The organism is Roseivivax sediminis, assembly GCF_900112685.1.
Lineage (GTDB): Bacteria > Pseudomonadota > Alphaproteobacteria > Rhodobacterales > Rhodobacteraceae > Roseivivax > Roseivivax sediminis.
Map to the genome: position 1 here is coordinate 214,373 of NZ_FOMS01000009.1, position 23,868 is coordinate 238,240.

At 64.7% G+C, this 23,868-nt stretch carries 20 protein-coding genes; 6 read left to right on the top strand and 14 right to left on the bottom strand.

Features of this window, described 5'->3' with window-relative positions; translation table 11 throughout:
* The first annotated feature begins 16 nt into the window (after window positions 1–16).
* Window positions 17–238 (top strand): hypothetical protein, encoded by a 222-nt coding sequence (locus F3H57_RS15200; protein WP_149756771.1) that lies wholly within the window; start codon window positions 17–19, stop codon window positions 236–238.
* A gap of 63 nt (window positions 239–301) precedes the next feature.
* Here the strand turns inward: F3H57_RS15200 and F3H57_RS15205 are convergent, their stop codons facing one another.
* The 4 genes from F3H57_RS15205 to F3H57_RS15220 form a co-directional block, all read right to left on the bottom strand.
* Window positions 302–1,255 carry a D-2-hydroxyacid dehydrogenase gene (locus F3H57_RS15205; RefSeq protein WP_149756772.1) on the bottom strand — a complete coding sequence of 318 codons (954 nt, stop codon included), beginning with the start codon at window positions 1,253–1,255 and terminating at the stop codon, window positions 302–304.
* Window positions 1,256–1,320: 65 nt separating this feature from the next.
* On the bottom strand, window positions 1,321–2,511 hold the full coding sequence (locus F3H57_RS15210; protein WP_149756773.1) for an aminotransferase class V-fold PLP-dependent enzyme: 1,191 nt from the start codon (window positions 2,509–2,511) through the stop codon (window positions 1,321–1,323).
* A 23-nt stretch (window positions 2,512–2,534) separates the two neighbouring features.
* A complete protein-coding gene (glyA, locus tag F3H57_RS15215) occupies window positions 2,535–3,851 on the bottom strand; it encodes a serine hydroxymethyltransferase (protein WP_149756774.1) in 1,317 nt (438 codons plus the stop codon).
* Between the two features lie 35 nt (window positions 3,852–3,886).
* The gene (locus F3H57_RS15220) at window positions 3,887–4,939 is read right to left on the bottom strand and encodes a ketopantoate reductase family protein (protein ID WP_149756775.1); all 1,053 of its coding nucleotides are present in this window, start codon (window positions 4,937–4,939) and stop codon (window positions 3,887–3,889) included.
* A 144-nt stretch (window positions 4,940–5,083) separates the two neighbouring features.
* Between F3H57_RS15220 and F3H57_RS15225 the strand changes: the two genes are divergently transcribed.
* The gene (locus F3H57_RS15225) at window positions 5,084–6,490 is read left to right on the top strand and encodes a helix-turn-helix domain-containing protein (protein ID WP_149756776.1); all 1,407 of its coding nucleotides are present in this window, start codon (window positions 5,084–5,086) and stop codon (window positions 6,488–6,490) included.
* A 54-nt stretch (window positions 6,491–6,544) separates the two neighbouring features.
* Here F3H57_RS15225 and F3H57_RS15230 read toward each other — a convergent pair whose 3' ends face one another.
* The 9 genes from F3H57_RS15230 to F3H57_RS15270 form a co-directional block, all read right to left on the bottom strand.
* Complete coding sequence (locus F3H57_RS15230; protein ID WP_149756777.1) at window positions 6,545–8,065, bottom strand: tripartite tricarboxylate transporter permease; 1,521 nt, start codon at window positions 8,063–8,065, stop codon at window positions 6,545–6,547.
* Between the two features lie 42 nt (window positions 8,066–8,107).
* Window positions 8,108–8,596 (bottom strand): tripartite tricarboxylate transporter TctB family protein, encoded by a 489-nt coding sequence (locus F3H57_RS15235; RefSeq protein ID WP_188129707.1) that lies wholly within the window; start codon window positions 8,594–8,596, stop codon window positions 8,108–8,110.
* 191 nt (window positions 8,597–8,787) lie between these two features.
* Window positions 8,788–9,771 carry a Bug family tripartite tricarboxylate transporter substrate binding protein gene (locus F3H57_RS15240; protein WP_149756779.1) on the bottom strand — a complete coding sequence of 328 codons (984 nt, stop codon included), beginning with the start codon at window positions 9,769–9,771 and terminating at the stop codon, window positions 8,788–8,790.
* Between the two features lie 148 nt (window positions 9,772–9,919).
* Window positions 9,920–10,783 carry a universal stress protein gene (locus F3H57_RS15245; protein ID WP_149756780.1) on the bottom strand — a complete coding sequence of 288 codons (864 nt, stop codon included), beginning with the start codon at window positions 10,781–10,783 and terminating at the stop codon, window positions 9,920–9,922.
* Between the two features lie 2 nt (window positions 10,784–10,785).
* Window positions 10,786–12,453, bottom strand: coding sequence for a formate--tetrahydrofolate ligase (locus F3H57_RS15250; RefSeq protein ID WP_149756781.1), 1,668 nt, complete (start codon window positions 12,451–12,453; stop codon window positions 10,786–10,788).
* Between the two features lie 28 nt (window positions 12,454–12,481).
* The gene (locus tag F3H57_RS15255) at window positions 12,482–13,402 is read right to left on the bottom strand and encodes a methionyl-tRNA formyltransferase (protein ID WP_223163093.1); all 921 of its coding nucleotides are present in this window, start codon (window positions 13,400–13,402) and stop codon (window positions 12,482–12,484) included.
* 65 nt (window positions 13,403–13,467) lie between these two features.
* Window positions 13,468–14,742, bottom strand: a complete 1,275-nt coding sequence (gene frc / locus F3H57_RS15260) for a formyl-CoA transferase (RefSeq protein WP_149756782.1) — start codon at window positions 14,740–14,742, stop codon at window positions 13,468–13,470.
* A gap of 20 nt (window positions 14,743–14,762) precedes the next feature.
* Window positions 14,763–16,538, bottom strand: coding sequence for an oxalyl-CoA decarboxylase (gene oxc / locus F3H57_RS15265; protein WP_149756783.1), 1,776 nt, complete (start codon window positions 16,536–16,538; stop codon window positions 14,763–14,765).
* Between the two features lie 52 nt (window positions 16,539–16,590).
* Complete coding sequence (locus tag F3H57_RS15270; RefSeq protein ID WP_149756784.1) at window positions 16,591–17,292, bottom strand: GntR family transcriptional regulator; 702 nt, start codon at window positions 17,290–17,292, stop codon at window positions 16,591–16,593.
* A gap of 520 nt (window positions 17,293–17,812) precedes the next feature.
* On the opposite strand from F3H57_RS15270, the gene F3H57_RS15275 reads away from it, so the two are divergent.
* From F3H57_RS15275 to ppc, 4 genes are all read left to right on the top strand, one after another.
* Complete coding sequence (locus F3H57_RS15275) at window positions 17,813–18,352, top strand: hydrolase (RefSeq protein WP_149756785.1); 540 nt, start codon at window positions 17,813–17,815, stop codon at window positions 18,350–18,352.
* A gap of 52 nt (window positions 18,353–18,404) precedes the next feature.
* Window positions 18,405–19,598, top strand: a complete 1,194-nt coding sequence (gene sucC, locus F3H57_RS15280) for an ADP-forming succinate--CoA ligase subunit beta (RefSeq protein ID WP_149756786.1) — start codon at window positions 18,405–18,407, stop codon at window positions 19,596–19,598.
* A gap of 5 nt (window positions 19,599–19,603) precedes the next feature.
* Complete coding sequence (gene sucD, locus F3H57_RS15285; protein WP_149756787.1) at window positions 19,604–20,485, top strand: succinate--CoA ligase subunit alpha; 882 nt, start codon at window positions 19,604–19,606, stop codon at window positions 20,483–20,485.
* Window positions 20,486–20,624: 139 nt separating this feature from the next.
* Window positions 20,625–23,282, top strand: a complete 2,658-nt coding sequence (ppc, locus tag F3H57_RS15290) for a phosphoenolpyruvate carboxylase (protein ID WP_149756788.1) — start codon at window positions 20,625–20,627, stop codon at window positions 23,280–23,282.
* A 40-nt stretch (window positions 23,283–23,322) separates the two neighbouring features.
* Here ppc and F3H57_RS15295 read toward each other — a convergent pair.
* The coding region (locus tag F3H57_RS15295; RefSeq protein WP_149756789.1) for a PQQ-dependent catabolism-associated beta-propeller protein at window positions 23,323–23,868 on the bottom strand (546 nt) is incomplete at its 5' end.

Genomic DNA, 23,868 nt, shown 5'->3' on the forward strand with positions numbered 1-23,868 from the left:
ATGAAAGGTGCCAGCCATGGCCTTCATCTCTTCGACCCCCGCTCGCGCCGGCTTCGGCCAATCCCTGCTGTCGCCGGTGCGCGCCGTCGTTCAGGCGATCAACTACATCCGCGCCTGCAACGTCATGGCCCGCGACTACGAGCAGATGTCGCACAAGACCGACGGCGCCCTGGCCCGCAACGGCCTGACCCGCGAAGATATCCCGGACGCGGTGCGCCGCAACGCCGGCCTGTTCTGATCTGCCGCACCGGAAGCGGCCGCGCCCCTTCGCCCGAACGGCGACGGGGCGGGCCCAAGGACGTCAGGTGACGTCGTTGCTCGGTTCGCCCCGGGCAAAGTTCTCAAGGTGATCGCGCACCTGATTCCAGAGCGTCTGCATCGCCTCTTCGCTGGCCCACGCGACATGCGGCGTGACGATGACGTTGGGACGATCCAGCACCTTCAGAAGCGGATTGTCCGCCGCCGGCGGCTCGGACGTCACCACGTCGAAGCCCGCGCCGGAAATCCACCCCTCGTCCAGCGCCTTCACCAGGTCGCCCTCGTGGACGAGACCGCCGCGCGAACAGTTCACCAGAAGCGGCTTCTGCTTCATCTTCCGGAACTCGGGCTCCGCGATCATGTCCTTGGTCGCGGGCATGAGCGGGCTGTGCAGCGTTATCACGTCTGCCGTTTCGAGAACCTGCTCCCACGGCGTGTAGAGCGGGCCGAGCCCCTCCACGCCCTTGTGAGCGGCGAACATCACCTCCATCCCGAAGGCACGGGCCAGCGTGGCAACACCCTGGCCGAGCACGCCTTCGCCAACGATGCCGATCTTCGAGCCTGACAGGTCCTTGATCGGGTGGTTGAAGAAGCAGAACTGCCCAGCCTTCTGCCATTCGCCGTCGATCACGTCCTGCCGGTAGCCGACGATGCTGCGCCGAAGCGCGAGGATCAGCGCGAAGGTATGTTCCGGCACGGTGTTGACGGCGTAGCCGCGCACGTTCGACACGACGATACCGCGCTCGCGGCAGGCGTCGAGGTCGAAGGCGTCGTAGCCGGTGGCCGGGATCGCGATCATCTTCAGCTTCGGGCAAGCTTCGATCGAATCGCGGCGGATCGGGACCTTGTTGGAGATGGCGATGTCCGCATCGGCGAGCCGTTCGGCCACCTGATCCGGGGCGGTCTGGTCGTATTCGATCCATTCATGGTCGAAGGACGGACGATTGAGCTCAACGCTGGGACCGATGGTCCCGCGGTCGAGAAAGACGATGCGCATGTGTTCCGCTCTCTGGTCTTGAAGGGACCGGCGCGCGCCGACAGGACGCGCGCCGCAGCGACCGTTTATTGGGCCGCCAGAGCCGCAGATTGTTCGGTCGAGGCGTAATAGTCCACCGCCGCGCCGACACCCGCGCCGCTTTCGAACGGGATGCCCGCGTCGCGCATGGCCAGTTCCGCGCCGGACAGCGCCTGCATCACCATCAGCTCGTTCATGTAGCCGAGGTGACCGATGCGGAAGACCTTGCCCGCCACCTTCGACAGGCCTGCGCCGAGCGACAGGTCATACTTGTGATAGGCGGCCTTGATCACGTCGTTGGCGTCATGCCCCTCGGGCACGACGATGGCGCTGACCGTGTCGGAGTTCCACTTCGGCTCTTTCGCGCAGAGCGACAGGCCCCAGGCGTCGACCGCGCGGCGGCAGCCCTCGGCAAGGCGATGGTGCCGCGCCCAGACATTCTCCAGCCCCTCGTCGAACAGCATGTCGAGCGAGGCGCGCAGACCGCGCAGCAGCGTGGTGGCCGGCGTGTAGGGAAAGAAGCCGTCCTTGTTCGTCTTCAGCATGTCGTCGAAGTCGAAGAAGCACTTCGGGAAGCCCTGCTTCGGCCGGTTGTCGAGCGCCTTCTGGCTCACCCCGACGATGCCGAGGCCGGTGGGCAGCATGAGCCCTTTCTGGGAGCCGGACACGGCGACGTCGACGCCCCACGCCTCCTGGTCGAAGGGCAGCGAGCAGATCGAGCTGACGCCGTCCACGAACAGCATCGCCGGGTGGCCGAGGCTGTCGAGCACCTCGCGCACCGCCTTGACGTCGCTGGTCACGCCGGTCGCGGTCTCGTTGTGGGTGACGAGCACGGCCTTGATCTTGTGCTCCTTGTCGGCGGCGAGCTTCTGTTCGTAAAGCTCGACCGGAACGCCGGTGCCCCATTCGCAGTCGATCGCGTCGACATCGAGTCCGAAGCGCTGGCACATGTCGACCCAGAGATACGAGAACTGGCCGAAGACCGAGGCGAGCACCTTGTCGCCGGGGGCCAGCAGGTTGGCCACGGTCGCTTCCCAGCCGCCGGTGCCCGAGGCGGGATAGACGAAGACGTGCCCGTTCTCGAGCTTGAACGCCTTCTTGAGGTCGGCGAACAGCGGCAGCGTGAACTCCGGGAAATCCGGGGCACGGTGATCCTCGAGCGCCACGTCCATCGCCTGACGGACCTCGAAGGGCATATTGGTGGGGCCGGGTACGGCCAGTCCTTTGAATCCAGACATCTTTTGTCCTCCGTCGTCCGTATTCACATGTCGCCGTAGATCGGGAAGGTCTTGCAGAGCGAGATTGCCTCGGCCTTCACGGCCGCCTCGACCTCTCCGTTCCCGTCGGGTCCGTTCTGCGCCAGGCCCGTCAGCACCTTGTCGATCATCGTGCCGACCCGCGTGAACTCCTCCGTGCCGAAGCCGCGGGTGGTGCCGGCCGGCGTGCCAAGGCGGATGCCGCTGGTCACGGTCGGCTTTTCGGGATCGTTCGGCACGCCGTTCTTGTTGCAGGTGATGTGCGCCCGGCCGAGCGCCTTCTCGGCCTCGTTGCCGGTCACGCCCTTGGGGCGCAGGTCGACCAGCATCAGGTGCGTGTCCGTGCCGCCCGAGGTGATCGCGAAGCCCGCGTCGACCAGCGTCTTCGCCAGGGTCTGCGCGTTCTCGATCACGCTTGCCGCGTAGGTCTTGAACGACGGCTGCAGCGCCTCGCCAAAGGCCACCGCCTTGCCGGCGATCGCGTGCATCAGCGGGCCGCCCTGGAGACCCGGAAAGATCGCCGAGTTCACCTTCTTCGCGATGGCCTCGTCACCCGTCAGGATCATGCCGCCGCGCGGGCCGCGCAGGGTCTTGTGCGTCGTGGTGGTGGCCACATGCGCGTGCGGGAACGGCGAGGGGTGCAGCCCCGCCGCGACGAGCCCGGCGAAATGCGCCATGTCCACCAGAAGGTAGGCGCCGACCTTGTCCGCCACCGCGCGGAAGCGGGCGAAGTCGATGTGACGCGGATAGGCCGAGCCGCCGGCGATGATGATGGCGGGCTTGTGCTCCACCGCCAGCGCCTCCATCGCGTCGTAGTCGATGCGGTGGGTTTCGGCGTCGACGCCGTAATGCACCGCGTTGAACCACTTGCCCGACATGTTCGGCCGGGCGCCGTGGGTCAGGTGCCCGCCGGCGTCGAGGCTGAGCCCGAGGATCGTGTCGCCCGGCTTGGCCAGCGCGAGGAACACGCCCTGGTTGGCCTGCGAACCGGAATTGGGCTGCACGTTGGCGAAACCGCAGCCGAACAGCTCTGTCGCGCGTTCGATGGCCAGCGTCTCGACCTCGTCGACGTATTGGCAACCGCCGTAATAGCGCCGGCCCGGATAGCCTTCCGCGTACTTGTTGGTCAGCACGCTGCCGGCGGCGTCGAGCACCGCGCGGCTGACGATGTTCTCGGACGCGATCAGCTCGATCTCGTCGCGCTGGCGGCCAAGCTCGCGGCCGATCATCGCCGACAGCGCCGGATCGGTCCGATCCAGGCGGCTGCGGAAGAAGCTGTCGGTCGCATCGGGGCCGAGCGGGGTATCCGCGAAGTCTTCCATTCTGTCCTCCCCCGAGGGTGTGCCGGCGCTGCCTGTCAGGCGGCGGCGCGTTGGTTCTCAGAAAGCCGCTTGGTGACGGTCGCCGAAATGTCGTCGAGCTCCGCCGAAGATGCGCCGACCTGGTCCGCGATTAGCTTGACCAGAAGGTCCACACGCTCGATCGCGTCAGCGCCGCTGTCGATGGCACGTGCCGCGGAGGACGGCTTGAGGAGCCCTTCCGCTGCCTTGGCGTACTTCTCGAACGGCACGAGGTCGGACGGATCGGCACCGAGGCGCGTGACGATGTTGTCGACCTGCTCGTAGACCCGACGCGACCGCTCAAGATCGCTGTGCACGGCCTCCTGAATCGGGCGCACGCCGTCGCGCTGAACGCAGCGGTAGTTACCGGTCAGGAGCATCGACCACTTCGCGAACGGCACGAAGAGCGAATCGAACACCTTGAGCTTCACCGGGATGTCCTTGCCGTCGACGCGCAGCTCGTCGATCGCCTCGCTCATCTCGCGAAGCAACGCCGTGTGCTCCTCCTTCTCGAAGGGCGCGGCCTTGAAGTTGGTCGGCAGGCCGACATGCAGCACGTTCGCGCCGCTCTCGGGCAGGCGGAAGGCCTGCGGGTCGGGGCTGCACAGCGTCACGCAGCCCGGCGTGAACGCGTTCCAAGCCTCGGGGCAGCTGAAGCTGGGCTCCAGCGGGCCGGTATCGAGCCCCTCGATCCGCCGCAGGTAGGGCAGCGGGGGCATGTTCATGATCGACAGGCACGGAAGGCCGGCCTCGGCCACGCGGTGCAGCAGGTCGAGAATTGAGTCCGAGGCGTATTGCGGCTCGGACATCGCCAGCGCCACCATGTCGTAATTGCCGACCTGGACCTCTTCGGGGGGCATCGCGTCGAGCGTGCCGGGCATGTCGGCGGACCTGAACGAACGGTGCTCGTCCTCGTCGCGAAGCTGAATGCGGACGTCGGTGCCTTCGGCATTGATCAGATCGGCGGTGCCGCGCCGGCAGACCAGCGTCACGTCGTAGCCGGCCATGAGCAGCTTGGTGCCGAGAAGAGAGCCGTAAGAGGCGCCGAGGATCAGGATCTTGTGGGCCATCGGGAAATACCTCCTGTTTCGCCGCCACGTCATCAAATCGTGCGCGTAATGTAATTGCGTGAGCGAAATCCGCTATGAAAAAAAAGTAAATGTGTGTAGAGTAAACCTTACTAACACCACTTTCCGTAATGTTGTAAATACGCCATGTCCAAGACCCTGATCGGCCCCCGGCTGCGCCAGCTTCGCCGCGAGCGCAAACAGACCCAGGCGCAGATGGCCAAGACGCTCGGGATCAGCGCGTCCTACGTCAACCTGCTTGAAAACAACCAGCGTTCGCTGTCCGTGGAGATGCTCACGCGGATCGCCGACAACTATGACATCGACTGGCGCGAGCTCACGCAAGATGACAGCAGCCGGCGCATCGCCGCCCTGCGCAGCGCCGTACAGGACCCGATCTTCACGGGCGACAAACCCGACCTTCAGGAGATTCGCGGCGCCATCGACCATGCCCCGCGCCTGGTCGACCAGTTCCTGCAACTCCACACCGCTCATCGCTCGGCACTCGAGAAGGTGATGCAGATGGGCGGATCGGAAACCGGGGGTGAGCTGCTCCGGACGTCGCCGGAGACGCTGATTCACGACTTCTTCTGCGATCACGAGAATCACTTCCCGGCACTCGAGGCGGCGGCTGAAGAGGTCTGGAACGGTCGGTTCACCTCCCCCGAGAATCGTTATGCCGAACTGCGCGACCGGCTGATGGTGAATCACGGCATCAGCGTGGAGGTGCAGCGAATCGATTCGATGGGCGACGCTCTGCGCTACTACGACGAGAACGCGCGAATCATCTATCTCTCGCAGGCGCTGAACAACGCGAATCGGGTCTTCCAGCTGGCGCACGTGCTGTGCGCCGTGCAATTTCCCGACCTGATCGCGGAAATCGCGGACACCAGCGGCATCACCGCGCAGCCCGCTCTCGCGCGTCTGCGCGTGGAGCTGGCGAATTATTTCGCGGCGGCCTTCCTGATGCCCTACGACGCTTTCTTCGCGGAGGTCGAAAGCACCGGCTACGATTTCGACCGCGTCGCGGCGGCCTTCGGTGCGACGTTCGAGCAGGTCTGCCAAAGAGTGACCGCGCTGAACCGCGAAGGCTCGCGCGGGGTGCCGTTCTTCTTCATCCGCATCGACAAGGCCGGCAACGTCACCAAGCGGTTCAACTCCACCTCCTTCCACCTCGCCGAACATGGCGGCTCGTGCCCGGTGTGGAATATCCACACGGCCTTCTACACCCCCGGGGTCATCATGCCGCAATTCGTGGAGTTGCCCGACGGCGACCGCTATTTCACGATCAGCCGGACGGTCCACCGCCCGGTCTTTTCCGAAGAGACCCAGGACCGTCGTCTGACGCTCGCACTCGGCTGCGAAGCCGGGTACGCGCATCGGATCCGTTATGCGTCCAGCTACAAGATCGACGATCCCAAGCTCTACGCACCTATCGGCATCAACTGTCACCTCTGCCCGCGGCAGAACTGTTTGCAACGCGCCCATCAGCCGCTGTTCACAGAGTTGCCGATCGACGAGAACAGGCGCGGCAACACACGCTACGAAAGCTGACAAAAGAAAGGGGCCCGGAAGGGCCCCTTTCAGGTCTCAGAGATCTGGATCCGGCTATTCGGCGGCCTCGGCCGGCTCTTTCCGTTTGCGGATCATCTTCTGCACGAAGGGATAGCTGACCAGCGCCACCGCAATCAGGATGCAGACCAGCGAGATCGGACGCTCGATGAAGGTCATCGGATCGCCCTGGCTGGAGATCAGCGACTGGCGCAGCGACCGTTCGGTGAGCGGGCCGAGCACGATGGCCAGAACCGCCGGCGCCACCGGGTAGTTCAGCTTGCGCATCAGGTAGCCCATGCAGCCCAGCAGAAGCATCAGCCAGGTGTCGAACATCCGGTCGGTGGTCGCGAACACGCCGACGACGCAGAGCACGAAGATGATCGGAGCGAGGATGGTGAAGGGCATCGCCAGCACCCGGATGAAGACCGGGATCAGCGCGATGTTCAGTGCCACCGTCACGAAGTTCGCGACGTACATGGACCCGATCAGGCCCCACACGAAGTCCGGGCTTTCCGAGAACAGCAGCGGCCCCGGGCGCAGACCCCAGATGATCATGCCGCCGAGCAGGATCGCCGTGGTCGGCGAGCCGGGAATGCCCAGCGTCAGCATCGGCAGCATGGAGCCGGTGGAGGCCGCGTTGTTGCCCGCCTCCGGCGCCGCGACGCCGGCCACGTTGCCCTTGCCGAAGCTGTCACCGTCCTTGGAGAACGACTTCGCCAGGCCATAAGACATCAGCGACGCGGGCGTCGCGCCGGCCGCCGGCAGAGTGCCGACGAAGAAGCCGACAACGGAGCCCATGGCGGTGGTCGGCAAGTACTCTTTGATCTGCTTGAAGTTGTCCCAGACCCGCTTGAGCGTGATCTGCACCTTGTGCATCTGCACCGCGCCCTTGGTATGCTCGAGCGTCCAGATCATCTCACCGATGCCGTAGATGCCGATGGCAAGCACGAGGAATTCGATACCGCGCTGGAACTCGACCATGTCGAAGAAGATCAGGCGCGGATTGCCGGAGATGATGTCGAAGCCGACGGCCGCAAGCACGAGACCGATCAGGATCGAGAAGATCGTCTTGGGTATGTCGTCACCGCCGAGGCCGATGAAGGTGGCGAAGGCCACAAGCATCAGCGCGAATTCCTCCTGCGGGCCGAATTTCAGCGCGAAGGCGGCGAGCGGTGGCGCGAAACCGGTGAACAGGATGACCGAGATCGTCCCACCGATGAAAGACGCGATGGCCGCGGCCATCAGCGCCTGGTCGGCCCTGCCGGATTGCGCCATTGGCCGACCGTCGAAGACCGTCGCAACGGCGGTGGATGAGCCCGGAATACCGAGCGTGATCGACGAGACCGCCCCGCCATACATTGCGCCGTAGTACAGCGCGGCAAGGAAGATGATGGCGGCCGTCGGCGGCACCAGGAACGTTACGGGAAGCAGGATCGCCACCCCGTTGACTGACCCCAGGCCGGGCATTGCACCGATGAACAGACCGGCCAGACAGCCGAGGAAGATCATCGCGAAGTTTAGCGGCTCGAAGGCTTGAAGGAGCCCCGCGCCGAGCAAGCTGAGAATTGTGTCCATTGTCGTGTCCACTGTTGGAAGGCTGCTTGGCGAGGACCGCCCTCAATACATGATCGAGTAGCGGAAATCGTCGATATACAGGATAATGTTCTCGAAGAACGGCAGGCCGCGGGGCAGGTACTTGTTCAACGCGGCCTCGAACAGGAGGTAGATCCCGATCGGCACACCGAGCGTGACACCGATGGTGACACCCCATCCGTGACGCCCGATCCCCTTCACGTAGAACAGCAGGAACAGGATCATCGAGAAGTAGAGCCCGATGTAGTTGCTGAGCAGCAGCAGGAAGAAGAGCGCCGCAACAGTGACACCGACCATGAACACCGTTTCGGGGTCGATGTATGGATTGTTATTCCGCGATTCCGGGGTGACCCCGGTATACCAGCGCCAGAGCGTCCAGACCGACGCAAGCGCCATTCCGAGGGAAAGCCAGAACGGCCACATCCCGGAGCCGGGTCCGCGTCCGGGCACCCATCCGACCACCAGGTCGCCGAAATAGACATCCGCCATCAGGCCGATAGACGCTAGAAGCATGGCCAACGCCATAAGCAATTCAGCCGTACGAACAGACATTTAGTTCCTCCACTCCCGCACGGCCCACGACTCTCGCGCCCTGTCTTCTCCCCACGTCGTGTCCGTCGGACACTCGGGCTGGATCGGTTGCTGCGGGTTGTTGTCTGATGATTGCCGGGCCACGCGGGGCGGCCCGGCAATTTTAGGCTTGGTTACTTGTTAGTGATGCTTTCGGCGCCGACCTCTTCGATCAGCTCCCGGTGACGCTGCATCTGCGACTCGTGGAACGCCGCGAGATCGTCGCCGGTCAGCCACTCGTCACAGGTCAAACCGTCGGTCTCGCAGTAGTTCTGCCATTCCTCGGACTGGAACAGTTCGTGGAAGAGGTTCTGGTACCACTCGATCGCCTCGGGATCCATTCCCTTGGTACCGGCGATGGAGCGCTGCATGTAGTAGACGATGTCCACACCCAGCTCCTGAGCCGTCGGCACGTCCTCGTAGGGCGGCTCGCGCTCTTCGTTGAACTGCACGATCGGCTTGGTGTTGCCGGCGCGCCAGAACTCCATCTGCTCGGCCGGGTTGTTCACCGTCGAATCGACCTGGTTGCCGACGAGGTTCTTGGCCACGGTGCCACCACCCGGGAACGGGATGTAGGTGACCTCGTAGTCCATTTCCTTCTCCATCATCGCGGTGAGGATGGAGTCCTCCTGGCCCGAGCCGGTGCCGCCGACGCGCCATGCGCTGTCCGCTTCCTTCACCTTCTCGACGTAGCTGTCGAGGTCGGTGATGTCGTCGCGCTCCGAGTTCACCCAGAGCAGGAACGTGTCCATCGCCATCCGGCCGATCGGCGCCAGCTCGGTGATGTCGATCGCCAGGTCTTCCTGGATGATCGGCGTGGTGTAGAAGCTGTTCAGCGCCACGAGGAGCGTATGGTTATCGCCCTCCTTGCCCGCCATGTAGGACAGCGCTTCCGCACCGGAGCCGCCCGGCTTGTTGATCGGAATGAACGGGCGCGGGCTCATGCCCTTGGACTGAATGAGACCCTGCAGAAGGCGCGCGATCTGGTCCGCGCCGCCGCCGGTGCCGGCCATGATGATGAACTCGACCGGCTTGCGCGGCTGCCATTCGGCAAGCGCCGCGGGCGCGGTGATGGCGAGCGCAGCGGCACTCATCGTCAGAGTTTTCAAGAATTTCATTGGTCTTCCTCCCTTGATTGGAACTGTGTCGGAGCGAATTCGCTGTCTCTCCCGTCGGGATCGACGCTTGTTGGTTTATCTTGCGCCCCGATATGTCGTCGTCCGTCTTTCCGTTTCCTCCTTTCCTGTCCTCCCTAGAAACGTCGTGTCAGTGCACCATGACCACGGGGATCGTCGCCTCCTCGACGACCGCCGCCGAGTTTCCACCCAGCAGTGTCTCGCGTTCATAGCTCTCGTGATAGGCGCCCATGATCAGCAGATCGGCCCCTACCTCGCCTGACTTCTTAAGAAGCTGACGCCCTGCGTTTCCGCGGACGTCGAACTGAACAATATCCGCGGTTACGCTGCGGTTTGCCAGATATTCCTGGAACTCGGTCGCCGTGGCGGAATGCTCGGACCCTCCTCCCGTGAGGATCGTCACCTTTTCCGCCGTCTCGATAAGCGGCATCGTGAGAGCCACCGCGCGGGTGGCTTCCAGCGATCCGTTCCAGCCGATGGAGACATGGCGGCCGATCTGCATGTCCGTCGCATCGCTTTCGGTGCAGATCATCACCGGCCGGCCAGAGGAGAACAGCGCCTCCTTCAGCGTGTTGAAGCCGAGGTTCTCGGTCTTGGACGGCTTGGCGACGCAGATCAGGTCCGACAGCCGGCCGAAGTGGCGAACCGCCTCCACCTGTTTGCCGACGTATTCGTAAAATTTCGCCGTCGGCTTGCCCGTTTCCGGGTCCTGTTCGCTGACACCGTGTTTCACGGCGTCAGCGCTGAACTTCTCGTGCAGGAAGTCCTCTTCGCTGGAGGCACTCGTTTCCGAGGCCTCCTGCAATTGTTTGCGCAGGAAGCTGGGAATGACCACGCCCATGGGCATAAGGTCTTCCATCTTCGGGTGGCAGTGCACGACTTTCACATGTGCACCGAAGCGCTTGGCCAGCGCCGAGGCGTGGGCAAAGAGCTTGGGCCCTTTGCCATCGCCCCGAACCGGCATCATGATCGTATGCAGGCTGCTCTGCGCCATGATCAGAACAGACCGTCGATGAGGCCGTCGTCGTTGATGCAGATCGACTCTGCGGACGGCACCTTGGGCAGGCCCGGCATGGTCATGATCTCGCCGCAGACGACCACGACGAACCCGGCCCCGGCCGACAGGCGCACTTCGCGCACCGGCAGGCTGTGACCCGTCGGAGCACCGCGCCGGCTGGGATCGGTCGTGAACGAATACTGCGTCTTGGCCATGCAGACCGGCAGGTTGCCGTAACCCTGGTCTTCCCACTCCTTGAGCTGGGCACGGACCTTGCTGTCAGCGACCACCTCGTCGGCGTGGTAGATTTCCTTGGCGATGGTCTCGATCTTCTCGAAGAGCGGCATCTCGTCGGGATAGAGCGGCTTGTAAGACGCCTTGCCGCTCTCGACGATCTCCACGACCTTGTTGGCCAGGTCCTCGGTGCCCTTGGAGCCCTCGGCCCAGTGCTTGCAGAGCACGGCCTCGGTCCCCTGCGTGGCGACGTATTCCTGGACGGCCTTCACTTCGGCATCGGTGTCGGTGACGAAGTGGTTGATGGCGACCACGGCGGGCACGCCGAACTTCTTCACGTTGTCGATGTGACGGCCGAGGTTCTCGCAGCCGGCCTTCACCGCCTCGACGTTCTCGGCGCCGAGGTCCGCCTTGGCGACGCCGCCGTTCATCTTCATCGCCCGCACCGTCGCGACGATCACGACCGCCTCGGGGTTCAGGCCGGCCTTGCGGCACTTGATGTCCATGAACTTCTCGGCGCCGAGGTCCGCGCCGAAGCCGGCTTCGGTGACCACGTAATCGGCGAGCTTGAGCGCCGTGGTGGTGGCGACGACCGAGTTACAGCCGTGCGCGATGTTGGCGAAGGGCCCGCCGTGCACGAAGGCCGGGTTGTTCTCCAGCGTCTGCACGAGGTTGGGCTGCATCGCCTGCTGCAGAAGCACGGTCATCGCGCCGTCGGCCTTGATGTCGCGGCAGAAGACCGGGGTCTTGTCGCGGCGGTAAGCCACGATGATGTCGCCGAGGCGACGCTCAAGGTCGGCCAGGTCGGTGGCGAGGCAGAGGATCGCCATCACTTCCGACGCCACGGTAATGTCGAAGCCGGCCTCGCGCGGGAAGCCGTTGGCGACGCCGCCGAGGTTGCAGACGATCTGGCGCAGGGCCCGGTCGTTCATGTCCATCACGCGGCGGTAGGCGATGCGGCGGATGTCCACCTGCTGCTCGTTACCCCAGTAGATGTGGTTGTCGAGCATCGCGGCCAGCAGGTTGTGGGCGCTGGTGATCGCGTGGAAGTCGCCGGTGAAGTGGAGGTTCATGTCCTCCATCGGGACCACCTGCGCGTAGCCGCCGCCGGCCGCGCCGCCCTTCATGCCGAAGCACGGGCCGAGCGAGGCTTCGCGGATGCAGACCGCCGCGGTCTTGCCTATGGCGTTCAGGCCGTCGCCCAGACCGACGGTCGTGGTGGTCTTGCCCTCGCCAGCCGGCGTCGGGTTGATCGCGGTCACGAGCACGAGGTGCCCGTCCTTGCGGTCGCTGAGGGACTTGATGAAGTCCTCGGAGACCTTGGCCTTGTCATGTCCGAACGGCAGCAGATGCTCCCACGGAATGCCGAGCTTTTCACCGATCTCCTGGATCGGTTTCTTTTTCGCTGCGCGGGCGATTTCGATGTCGCTCATAGAACTGCTTCCCGAAGTTTTCGTTGGATCATTTGCCGAAAGAATCGCCAGGCGCGAGCCCGACGGAAGAGGCCCATTCGCTGGCAGCGACCTTCTTGGCCTCGCCCGCGGGCCGCACGCGCTTGATCAGGACACGTCCGCCCACGGCCTGAACGGAGATGCCGGCATCGGTGATTTCCCGGATCCGGCCCGAGATGCCGTCGCCGGGCACCCGCTCGCTGTCGAAGATGCCGAGCTCGTCACCGTTGTAGGTGGTCCAGGCACCCGGGGCCGGGTTGGTGCCGCGGATCAGGTTGTAGACCTGGCCGACCGGCTTGTGCCAGTCGATCCGCGCGTGGTTCTTGTTGCAGCGGCGCTCGTAGGTCGCCTGGCTCTCGTCGGGCACGATACGCGGCGGATTGCCGTCGCGGAAGTGATCGACGACGGTCAGCACGCTGTCGACCGCATGGGGGTAGATCTTCTTGAAGTAGAGGTCGATCACCGTGTCGTCGGGGCCGATCTCGCATTCCCACTGCAGCAGGCTGTCGCCTTCGTCGAGCCCGTCGGACGGGTAGAACCAGCTGTATCCGGATTTGGTCGAGCCCATGATGATCGGCCAGTTCACCGCCGAAGGGCCGCGGTGCAGCGGCAGAAGCGACGGGTGGAAGCAGATCGAGCCGTGGGTGGGTGTGTCGCGCGCCGCCTCGGGAACGAATACGTTCACGAAGGCCATGACCATCAGGTCGGCGTTGTAGCTGGCGAGCTTGTCGATTGTCGCCTGGTCATCGAAATTCGCCGGCTGCTCGACGGGCAGGCCCTTTTCCAGCGCGAATTCCTTGATCGGGTCGACCGGCTTGCCCTCCTTGTCGGGCTCGCAGTAGACGGCCACGACTTCGTCGGTTCCGGTGTCCAAAAGTTTAGCCAGGGCGTCCTTGCCGAACGCCTGCTGACCCATCACGATCAGTCGCATCAATGTCCTCCCAGGACGAGGGGTGTCCGCTTCTTGCGTCGGTCTCACCCCCCATGTGTGGTCTTCTATTCAGCTGCCTGTTTGTTCACGTCGCCGACGGCACCGGACTCGACGACCTTGGCCAGAGCCTCCCCGTCATAGCCGAGCACCTCGCGCAGGATCTCCACCGTGTGCTCGCCCAGAAGCGGCGAACGGGTGACCTCCACCGGGCTCCCCGAGAGCTTGATCGGGCAGCCGACGCTGACATACTTCCCGCGCTTGGGGTGATCGACTTCGACGATCGTGCCGGTCTTGCGCAGCCCGTCGTCCTCGATGATCTCCTTGGTCGACAGGATCGGGCCGACCGGGATGCCGAGCGGGTTGCAGATGTCCATGACCTCGAACTTGGTCTTGGTCTTGGTCCAGTCCTCGATCCGCGTGAAGATCTCGTTCAGCTTGTCGAGCCGCTCGGGCGGCGTCGCGTAGCCTTCCTTGGTCTTCCACTCGGGCTCGCCGATCAGGTCGCAGATCTTCTCCCAGACCGCGGCCTGGGTGATGAAGTAGGTGTAGGCGTTGGGATCGTCCTCCCAGCCCTTGCACTTCAGGATCCGGCCCGGCTGACCGCCGCCGGAATCGTTGCCGGCGCGCGGGGTCGCCTCGCCGAACTCGATACCCTCGCCGTACTGCGAGTATTCCTTGAGCGGACCCGCCTTCAGACGCTGCTGGTCGCGCAGCTTGACACGGCAGAGGTTGATGACCCCGTCCTGCATCGGCGCGAGAACCTTCTGGCCCTGGCCGCTGCGCTGCGCCTGATAGAGCGCCGTGACGATGCCGAGCGCGAGGTGCAGGCCGGTGCCGGAATCGCCGATCTGCGCACCGGTCACCAGCGGCGGACCGTCCCGGAAACCGGTGGTCGAGGCCGCGCCGCCCGCGCACTGGGCGACGTTCTCGTAGACCTTGCAGTCCTCGTAGTTGCCCGGGCCGAAGCCCTTGACCGAGGCCAGGATCATCTTCGGGTTGATCTCCTGGATGCGTTCCCAGGTGAAGCCCATCCGGTCGAGCGCGCCGGGCGCGAAGTTCTCGACCATGACGTCGCAGGTTTCGATCAGGCGGGTGAGGACTTCCTTGCCCGTCTCGTTCTTCGAGTTGAGCTCGATCGACCGCTTGTTGTGGTTCAGCATGGTGAAGTAGAGCGAGTCCGCCCCCGGAACATCCACCAGCTGCTGGCGCGTCGCGTCGCCGACCCCCGGCCGTTCCACCTTGATCACGTCCGCGCCGAACCAGGCGAGGAGCTGCGTGCAGGTCGGTCCTGATTGCACGTGGGTGAAATCGAGGATCTTGACGCCTTCGAGTGCCTTCATCTGACTAAGTGCCTCCCCAGTCACTTGATTTTCTGTGCCTGCGGGTAGCGCTGCTGCGCCACGACCGAGGACGGGTTCAGGTTGCCGATATTGCCGCTTTCCTTGCCGGCATCTTCGGCGATGATCGCGTTGATCAGCGTGGGTTTGCGGCTGGCGAATGCTTCGTTGATCGCCTGGCGCAGTGCGTCCGGGCTGTCGGCCCGCACGCCGACGCCGCCGAAGGCCTGCATCATCAGCTCGTACTTGCTGTCCTTGACGAAGACCGTGGTCGACGGATCGTCGGTGTTGCCCCAGTTCTCGCCGTCACCGCGGTAGATGCCGTTGTTGTTCATGATGACGATGCACACCGGCAGGTTGTAGCGGCAGACGGTCTCGACCTCCATGCCGCAGAACCCGAAGGCGCTGTCACCCTCCACGGCGAGGACCTGGTTGCCGGTCTCGACCGCGGCGGCCACGGCGTTGCCCATGCCGACACCCATGATGCCCCAGGTGCCCACGTCAAGACGCTTGCGCGGCTTGTGCAGGTCGACGATCGACCGGCACTGGTCGAGCGCGTTGGCGCCTTCGTTGACCAGAACGACGTCCGGGTTCTCGGCCATCAGGTCCTTGATGACGCCGAGCGAGCCCTGGTAGTCCATCGGCGAATTGTTGTTCTTCAGCCGCGGCGCCATCTTCTCGATGTTGCCCTGGACCTTGGTACGGACCGCGCCGGTCCATTCCTCGGACGGCTTTTCCCACTTGCCGCCGATCTTCTGCAGCAGGGCATCGGCACAGCTGCCGATGTCACCGACGAGCGGCGCGGAGATTTTCTGGTTACTGTCCATCTCCGACGGCTCGATGTCGATCTGGACGAACTTCTTGCTGCCCTTCTCGCCCCAGCCGGGACCTTCGCCATGGCTCAGCAGCCAGTTGAGGCGCGCGCCGATCAGGAAGACGCAGTCGCTTTCCTTGAGCACCAGCGACCGCGCGGCGGAGGCACATTGCGGGTGGTTGTCCGGCAGAAGGCCCTTGGCCATCGACATCGGCAGGTAGGGGAAGCCGAGCGTTTCGACCAGTTCCTTGATCTTCTCGTCGGCCTGCGCGTAGGCCGCGCCCTTGCCCATGATGATCAGCGGCTTCTTCGCGCTTTTCAGCACGTCGAGGGCGCGGTCGATCGCTTCCGGGTTCGGCACGCTGGCCGGGCTCGGGTCGACGACCTTCATCAGGGATTTCTGGCCCTCGACCTCGTCCATCACCTGGCCCAGCAGAGCGCCCGGGATGTCGAGGTAGACGCCGCCCGGACGGCCGGTCAGCGCCGCGCGGATCGCGCGGGCAACGCCGAGACCGATGTCTTCCGCGTGCAGGATCCGGTAGGCGGCCTTGGCATGCGGACGAGCGATCGCCAGCTGGTCCATCTCTTCGTAGTCGCCGCGCTGCAGGTCGACGACCTCACGCTCGGACGAGCCGGAGATGAGGATCATCGGCCAGCAGTTCGTGGTGGCATGCGCCAGCGCGGTCAGGCCGTTCAGGAAGCCCGGTGCCGAAACGGTCATGCAGATGCCCGGCTTCTTGGTCAGGAAGCCAGCGGCGGCGGCGGCATAGCCGGCATGCTGTTCGTGCCGGAAGGACAGGACCCGCAGCCCCTGCGCCTGCGCGTAGCGGCCGAGGTCCGTGATCGGAATGCCCGGCACGTTGTAGATCGTCTCGACGCCGTTCAGCTTCAGCGCATCGATCAGAAGGTGAAACCCGTCCGTCAGGGTCTCGGGCGCCGGTTCGTTCCCGGCGGACCTTTCTTCTGTTACGGCGGCTACGTTCATTTTGCTGTTCTCCCGTTAACTCTGACCGGTCTTCCGGCCCGACCCGCCCCTCTCAGGCTGAGTCCTTCTTCTCGCTCCCGATATCCAACCGGACCCATGTACGCCGCACGTGTTCGTGCAGCCGCATGGTGTGCTCGCGCACACGCTGCGCCGACAGTTCCGGATCGCGCGATTCGAGGGCTTCGATGATCTCCGCGTGATCGACCTTGGACCGCCGCAGCCGGTCCCCCTCCCCGATCGCGCGCAGACGGACGGCATGCATGTGCAGGAACAACCCGTCGCTCATGCTCTTCAGCAGCGCACACTTGGAGATTTCCAGGATGCGCTGATGAAACCGGATGTTGTCCTCGGAATATTCCGAGATCTCGGCACTGTCTGCCGCGCCGCTATATTTGGTGGCAAGCTTGCGCAGCGACCCGATTTCCCGGTCCGAGGCGCGCTCCGCCGCGAGCCGGGCCGCCATGCTCTCGAGCGCGGCCCAGGCGATGATCGTCTCGAGCACCTCGTCCATGCTCATGCGGCGCACGAAGATGCCCTTGCGCGGAATGACCTGGACCAGACCGTCGCCTTCGAGCCTTGCGATGGCATCCCGCAGCGGCGTGCGGGAGATGCCCAACTGCTCGGCAAGCGACCTTTCGTCGAGGCGCAGATCGGCGTCTGAAGCATAGATATCCATCTGTGTAATGGCTTCTCGCAGCTTGTCGTAGACGTGGTCCTTAAGGGTGAAATTCGTCGCGATCGGCCGAAGCTTCATGCTCCTGTCTCCATCTTGTCAGTGCGGCCTGCGACGCATCTTCGATCTGTGGTACACCATAGACCACACACCTGCGCCACGCAATTGTCTTTCGGCGGCATTCGTCGCTGCGACTGCACGGTTGGTATCTGGTGGAGCACCCTAACATCGCGGGTTTCCGGTGTCTTTTTTTACAGTCGGGCGAGCTTTCCAGGGTCTTGCACCACCTTCTCGCAAAATCGGGTAATTATCTGGTGCGTCAATATAAATTGAGATTCTTTCGGCCGCTCGGCAGACGGGCTAGACGCGGTGAAAAACGCCATTTTGTTGCAGCGCAGCGAAAGAACCCGGGATCTTTTGGAATTGCGGGACTCCGCTCGTTTTCGCATCCGTTCCCCTGGATTCGTCTTGCGAAGCCAGTCTTTTCCGCCACTTGATGCAGCCTCAACTCGGTGGTATTTGGCATACCACGTAGAAGACCAAGCGCCCGCCTGTCGGGCAGATCGTCCGCGCGCCGGGCCTAGGGAGGGATCAGACCGTCATGCTCATTCGCGCACAGGATTCCATCCTCGTCATCATAGACATGCAGGAGCGCCTCGTGCCCGCGATGCAGGCTCCGGCCCGGACGATTCGCAACACCCGGACCCTGCTTGCCGCGGCCGAGGAGGTCGGCGTGCCGGTCATCATGACCGAGCAGTACCCCAAGGGCCTCGGCGCCACCGTGCCGGAACTGAAACCGACCTCCAAGACGACCGTCCTGCCCAAGATGCACTTTTCGTGTATGGAAGACAGCGATTTCGCTGCCACCTTTCGGGGCAGCGAGCGCAAGCAGGCGATTCTCGCCGGGATGGAAGCGCATATCTGCGTCGTCCAGACCGCGGCGAGCCTGATCGAGGAAGGCTACGAGGTCTTCGTCGTCTCCGACGCCACCGCATCGCGGACCCTGGAAAGCGAACAGGCGTGCATCGCGCGCCTGCACGCCTCCGGCATCGGAATCGTCACGACCGAGATGGTCGTGTTCGAGTGGCTTGGACAGGCCGGGACACCGGCCTTCAAGAAGCTCCTGCCGCTCATCAAGTAAGCCAACCACGCAGCCGGCCATTATGGCCTGCACCACGGGAGGAACAGAAGGCGTGAATATCCACGAATATCAGGCGAAGGCACTGCTTCGCGAATACGGAGCGCCCGTCAGCGACGGCCGCGCCGTCACGAGGGCCGAAGAGGCCAAGACCGCCGCCGGAGAGCTCGACGGCCCGATCTGGGTGGTGAAGGCGCAGATTCACGCCGGCGGCCGCGGCAAGGGCTCGTTCAAGGAAGCCGACGCCGGCGAGAAGGGCGGCGTGCGCGTGACCAAGTCGGTCGAGGAGGCCGCACAGGAAGCCAAGCGCATGCTCGGCCGTACCCTGGTGACGCACCAGACCGGCCCGGCGGGCAAGCAGGTCAACCGCATCTACATCGAGGACGGTTCGGGCATCGCCCGCGAGCTTTACCTCGCGCTGCTCGTCGACCGGCAAACCAGCCGCGTCGCCTTCGTCTGCTCCACCGAGGGCGGCATGGACATCGAGGAAGTCGCGGCATCGACTCCCGAGAAGATCCTGTCGTTCTCGGTCGATCCGGCCACCGGCTACCAGCCGTTCCACGGCCGGCGGATCGCCTTCGCGCTCGAACTCGAGGGCCAGCAGGTCAAGCAGTGCGTGAAGCTGATGGGCATCCTCTACAAGATGTTCACCGAGAAGGACATGGACATGCTCGAGATCAACCCGCTCATCGTGAGCGACAAGGGTGATCTCATGTGCCTCGACGCCAAGATGGGCTTCGACGGCAACGCGCTCTACCGTCATTCCGAGATCGCCGCGCTGCGCGACGAGACCGAGGAGGACGCCAAGGAACTCGAGGCGTCCAAGTACGACCTCAACTACATCGCACTCGACGGCGAGATCGGCTGCATGGTCAACGGCGCCGGCCTCGCGATGGCGACGATGGACATCATCAAGCTGCATGGTTCCGAACCGGCGAACTTCCTCGACGTCGGCGGTGGCGCCACGACCGAGAAGGTGACCGAGGCGTTCAAGATCATCACGTCCGACAAGAACGTGAAGGGGATCCTGGTGAACATCTTCGGCGGCATCATGCGCTGCGACGTGATCGCGGAAGGCGTGGTGACGGCCGTGAAGGAAGTCGGCCTGAACGTTCCGCTCGTGGTTCGCCTGGAAGGCACGAATGTCGAGAAGGGCAAGGAGATCATCAACTCCTCTGGCCTCAACGTCATCGCGGCGGACAATCTGAAAGACGGCGCGGAAAAGATCGTTTCCGCGGTGAAAGGGTAAGATCAATGGCAGTTCTCGTCGACAAGCATACCAAGGTCATCTGCCAGGGTCTCACCGGCTCGCAGGGCACCTTCCACACCGAGCAGGCCATCGCCTACGGCACCAACATGGTCGGCGGCGTCACCCCCGGTAAGGGCGGGCAGAATCACCTCGACCTGCCGATCTTCAACTCCGTGCACGAAGCGCGCCACACGACCGGCGCGACGGCGTCCGCGATCTACGTGCCGCCGCCGTTCGCGGCCGATTCGATCATGGAAGCGATCGACGCGGAGATGGAGCTGATCGTCTGCATCACCGAGGGCATCCCGGTTCAGGACATGCTCAAGGTCAAGCGCGCGCTGGAAGGCTCCAAGTCGGTGCTCGTGGGTCCGAACTGCCCCGGCGTGATCACGCCGGACGCGTGCAAGATCGGCATCATGCCCGGCCACATCCACAAGCGCGGCAAGGTCGGCGTCGTGTCCCGCTCGGGCACGCTGACCTACGAGGCGGTCAAGCAGACCACCGATGTGGGCCTCGGCCAGTCGACCTGCGTGGGCATCGGCGGCGATCCGATCAAGGGCACCGAACATATCGACGTGCTCGAATGGTTCCTGGCCGACGACGAGACCGAGGCGATCATCATGATCGGTGAGATCGGCGGCTCGGCCGAGGAAGACGCCGCGGCGTTCCTCGCCGAGGAGAAGAAGAAGGGCCGCTGGAAGCCGACCGCGGGCTTCATCGCCGGCCGCACGGCGCCTCCGGGCCGCCGCATGGGCCACGCCGGCGCCATCGTCGCCGGCGGCAAGGGCGGCGCCGACGACAAGATCGAGGCGATGAAATCCGCCGGAATCGTCGTCGCCGACAGCCCCGCGGGCCTTGGCGAAGCCGTGCTGGAAGCCATCGGCTGAACTTCGGGACAACACGCGGCGGCGCTGCCCGCCGCGTGCGCGCGCGCGGCGCGGGCCCCCTCCGCCCCCGGCCCTGACCGTTGACACGGACGAGGCCGGGGGCCACCGAGTGCGGACAGACATCCGCAGGGAGACCCCGATGACCGCCCAAGACACGCCCTCAGATGACGGCATCCGCTTTCTCGGCAAGATCCTAGGCCGGGTGCTGCACCTGCACGAGGGCGGCCACGCCTTCGATACGGTGGAAAGCCTGCGGATCGCCTCCGTCGAGCATCACCGCAGCGGGTCGCAGACCGCCTATACCAAGTTGCGGCGCACGATCGACGGGCTGTCGGAGCCGCAGACGCTTCAGGTCGTCCGCGCCTTCACCTATTTCCTGCATCTTCTGAACATCGCCCAGGACCAGGAGACTCTGGCCTTCGAGCGCAGCAAGCGGTCCCGTCTCGGCGACCTGCTGGACGCCGTGCGCGCAACGGGAATGACCAACGAGCAGTTGCAGAAGTTCTTCCGCGAGGCACTCGTCTCTCCGATCCTCACCGCGCATCCGACGGAGATCCGGCGCCAGAGCACGATGCGGTCGGAATTCGCCATCGTGCGCCTGCTGGATGCCCGCACATCCGCCCACGACACGGAGGAGATCGACGCCGCCATCGAGCGCGAGATCGCGACGCTCTGGCAGACCCACATGCTGCGCCGCAGCAAGCTGACCGTGAACGACGAGATCCGCAACGGGCTGGCCTATTTCGACCATACCTTCTTCCAGGCGGTGCCCAAGATCATGCGCGAGGCGGGCCGCGCGATGGACCTGCCCCGCACCGACGACGTGCCGCCGTTCCTGCGGATCGGCACCTGGATCGGCGGCGACCGCGACGGCAACCCGTTCGTCACCGATACGGTGCTGCGCGACTGCTTCCGCCTGCAGGCCGGGCACGCGCTGGCGCATTACCTGTCCGAAGTCGATGCGCTGGGGCTGGAGCTGTCCATGTCCGCGCGCGTCGTCGAGGTGAGCGAACGCATCGCGGAGATGGCCGCGTCCTCGCCCGACCGCTCCGATCACCGGCAGGACGAACCCTATCGCCGGGTGCTCGTCCACGTCTATGCCCGGCTCGCCGCGACACTGCGCGACATCGACCCGGACACGCCGCCGGCGCGCGTGGCCGTGCCTGCGCTGCCCTATTCCCAACCGGCAGAGTTCGTGGCCGATCTGGACGCGATCGACGCGTCGCTGCGCGCGCATCATGGCGCGATCATCGCCGACGGAAGGCTGCGCGAGCTGCGCCAGAAGGTGCGCAGCTTCGGCTTCCACCTGGCCACCGTCGACCTGCGCCAGAACTCTGCCGTGCACGAAGCGACCATCGCCGAGTTGCTGGAGGCGGTCGCGCCCGGCACGGACTATACCGCCCTGCCGGAAGCCGAGCGCATCAAGCTCCTGCGTGAGGAACTGACCTCACCCCGCTCGCTCATCCGCCCGTTCTGGACGTATTCGGAAGCCACGCAGACGGAGCTGAACATCTTCGCCGCCGCGCGCGAGATCCGGCAGCGTTTCGGCCCGCAGGCGATCACCACCTCGATCATCTCCAACGCACGGTCGGTGTCGGACGTTCTGGAGCTTCTGGTACTCTTGAAACAGGCCGGGCTCGTCGATGAGGAGGGGCGCTGCGCGCTCGCCGTGGTGCCGCTGTTCGAGACCATCGCGGACCTTCAGATGGGCCCACAGATCATGTCGGACCTGCTCGACCTGCCGGAATACCAGCACATCGTCGACGGCCAGTCCGGTACGCAGGAAATCATGCTGGGCTATTCGGACAGCAACAAGGACGGCGGGTTCGTCACCTCGAACTGGGAACTGCACAAGGCCGAACGCGCGCTCGTCGCGCTGTTCAAGGCGCGGTCGCTGCGGCTGCGCCTGTTCCACGGGCGCGGCGGGTCGGTCGGCCGCGGCGGCGGCCCCGCGCGCGAGGCGATCATCGCCCAGCCGCCCGGCGCCGTGGATGGCCAGATCCGCCTGACCGAACAGGGCGAGGTCATCTCCTCGCGCTATTCCCACGCCGAGATCGGCCACGACCACTTGCGCACGCTCGTTTCCGCCACGATCGAGGCGTCGCTCCTTCACGGAGAAGACAAGGTGAACGACGAGGCCGAGGAGATCCTCGAAGCGCTCTCCGGCCACGCCTTCCGCGCCTACCGCGAGCTTGTCTTCGAAACCGATGGCTTCGAGGAATTCTTCTGGTCTTCCACGATCATCAACGAGGTGGCGGAGCTCAATATCGGCTCGCGCCCGGCCTCGCGCAGCAAGACGCGCGAGATCACGTCGCTGCGCGCGATCCCCTGGGTGTTCTCCTGGGCACAGTGCCGGATCATGCTGCCGGGCTGGTACGGGTTCGGCTCGGCGGTCGCGGACCTGGACGAGGGTGCCCGCGCGGCCCTGCCCCGGCTCTACGAAGAACTGCCGGTGTTCCATTCGATGGTGTCCAAGGTCATCTCGATGATCGAGAAGAGCGACCTGTCAATCGCGGCGCATTACGCGGAGCTTGTGGAGGACGAGGCGCTGCGGGACCGAATCTTCGGCAAGATCCGCACGGAATGGGAGGCGACGGTCGACGCGATCGAACAGATCACCGGGGAGCGGCCGAACACCGGACCGTCGGACCGCAGCCCCTATCTCGACCCGCTGAACCACATCCAGGTGGCGCTGATGCGCCGCGCCCGGTCGGGTGAAGAGCTGACGGAGAGGATGCACCGCGGCCTGCTCCTGTCGATCAACGGTGTGGCGTCGGGGCTGCGCAACACCGGCTGAACGTGCGGCGATCGCGGGTGCCCGCGATCGCCGGCCTTCCTCAATCCGGCTGGACGACGACGCCCCAGGGCTGCTGGCCGACCTGGATGGAGCGGATAGCCTCCTCTTCGGCGACGTCGATCACGGTGACGTCGTTGGAATTGCCGTTGGTGGTGATGAGGTACTGCTCATCCGGGGTGAAGGCGAGCTGCCAGACCCGCTGGCCGACCATGATGTAATCGAGCACCTCCAGGCTCTCGCCGTCGATCACCGCGACGCGGTTCGAAGGTCCCAGCGCCACGAACACGCGGGAGCCGTCCTCGGTCACCTTCACGCCCACCGGCTGCAGCCATTCGGGCTGTACCCCCGGCACCTCGAACTCGATCTTCTGGGTCAGCGTCGGGGTGCCGTCCTCGGCGATGTCCATCACCGACACCGTGCCGCCGATCTCGGACGAGACGTAAAGCCGGGTGCCGTCCGCGGTGTACTGCGCGTAGCGCGGGCGCTGGTCGACGAGGATGTTGTGGTCGATCTCGTAGGTCTCGGTGTTGATGAAATGCGCCATGTTCGTGGTCTCGGACGTGTTGACCACGTATTTCTGGTCGGC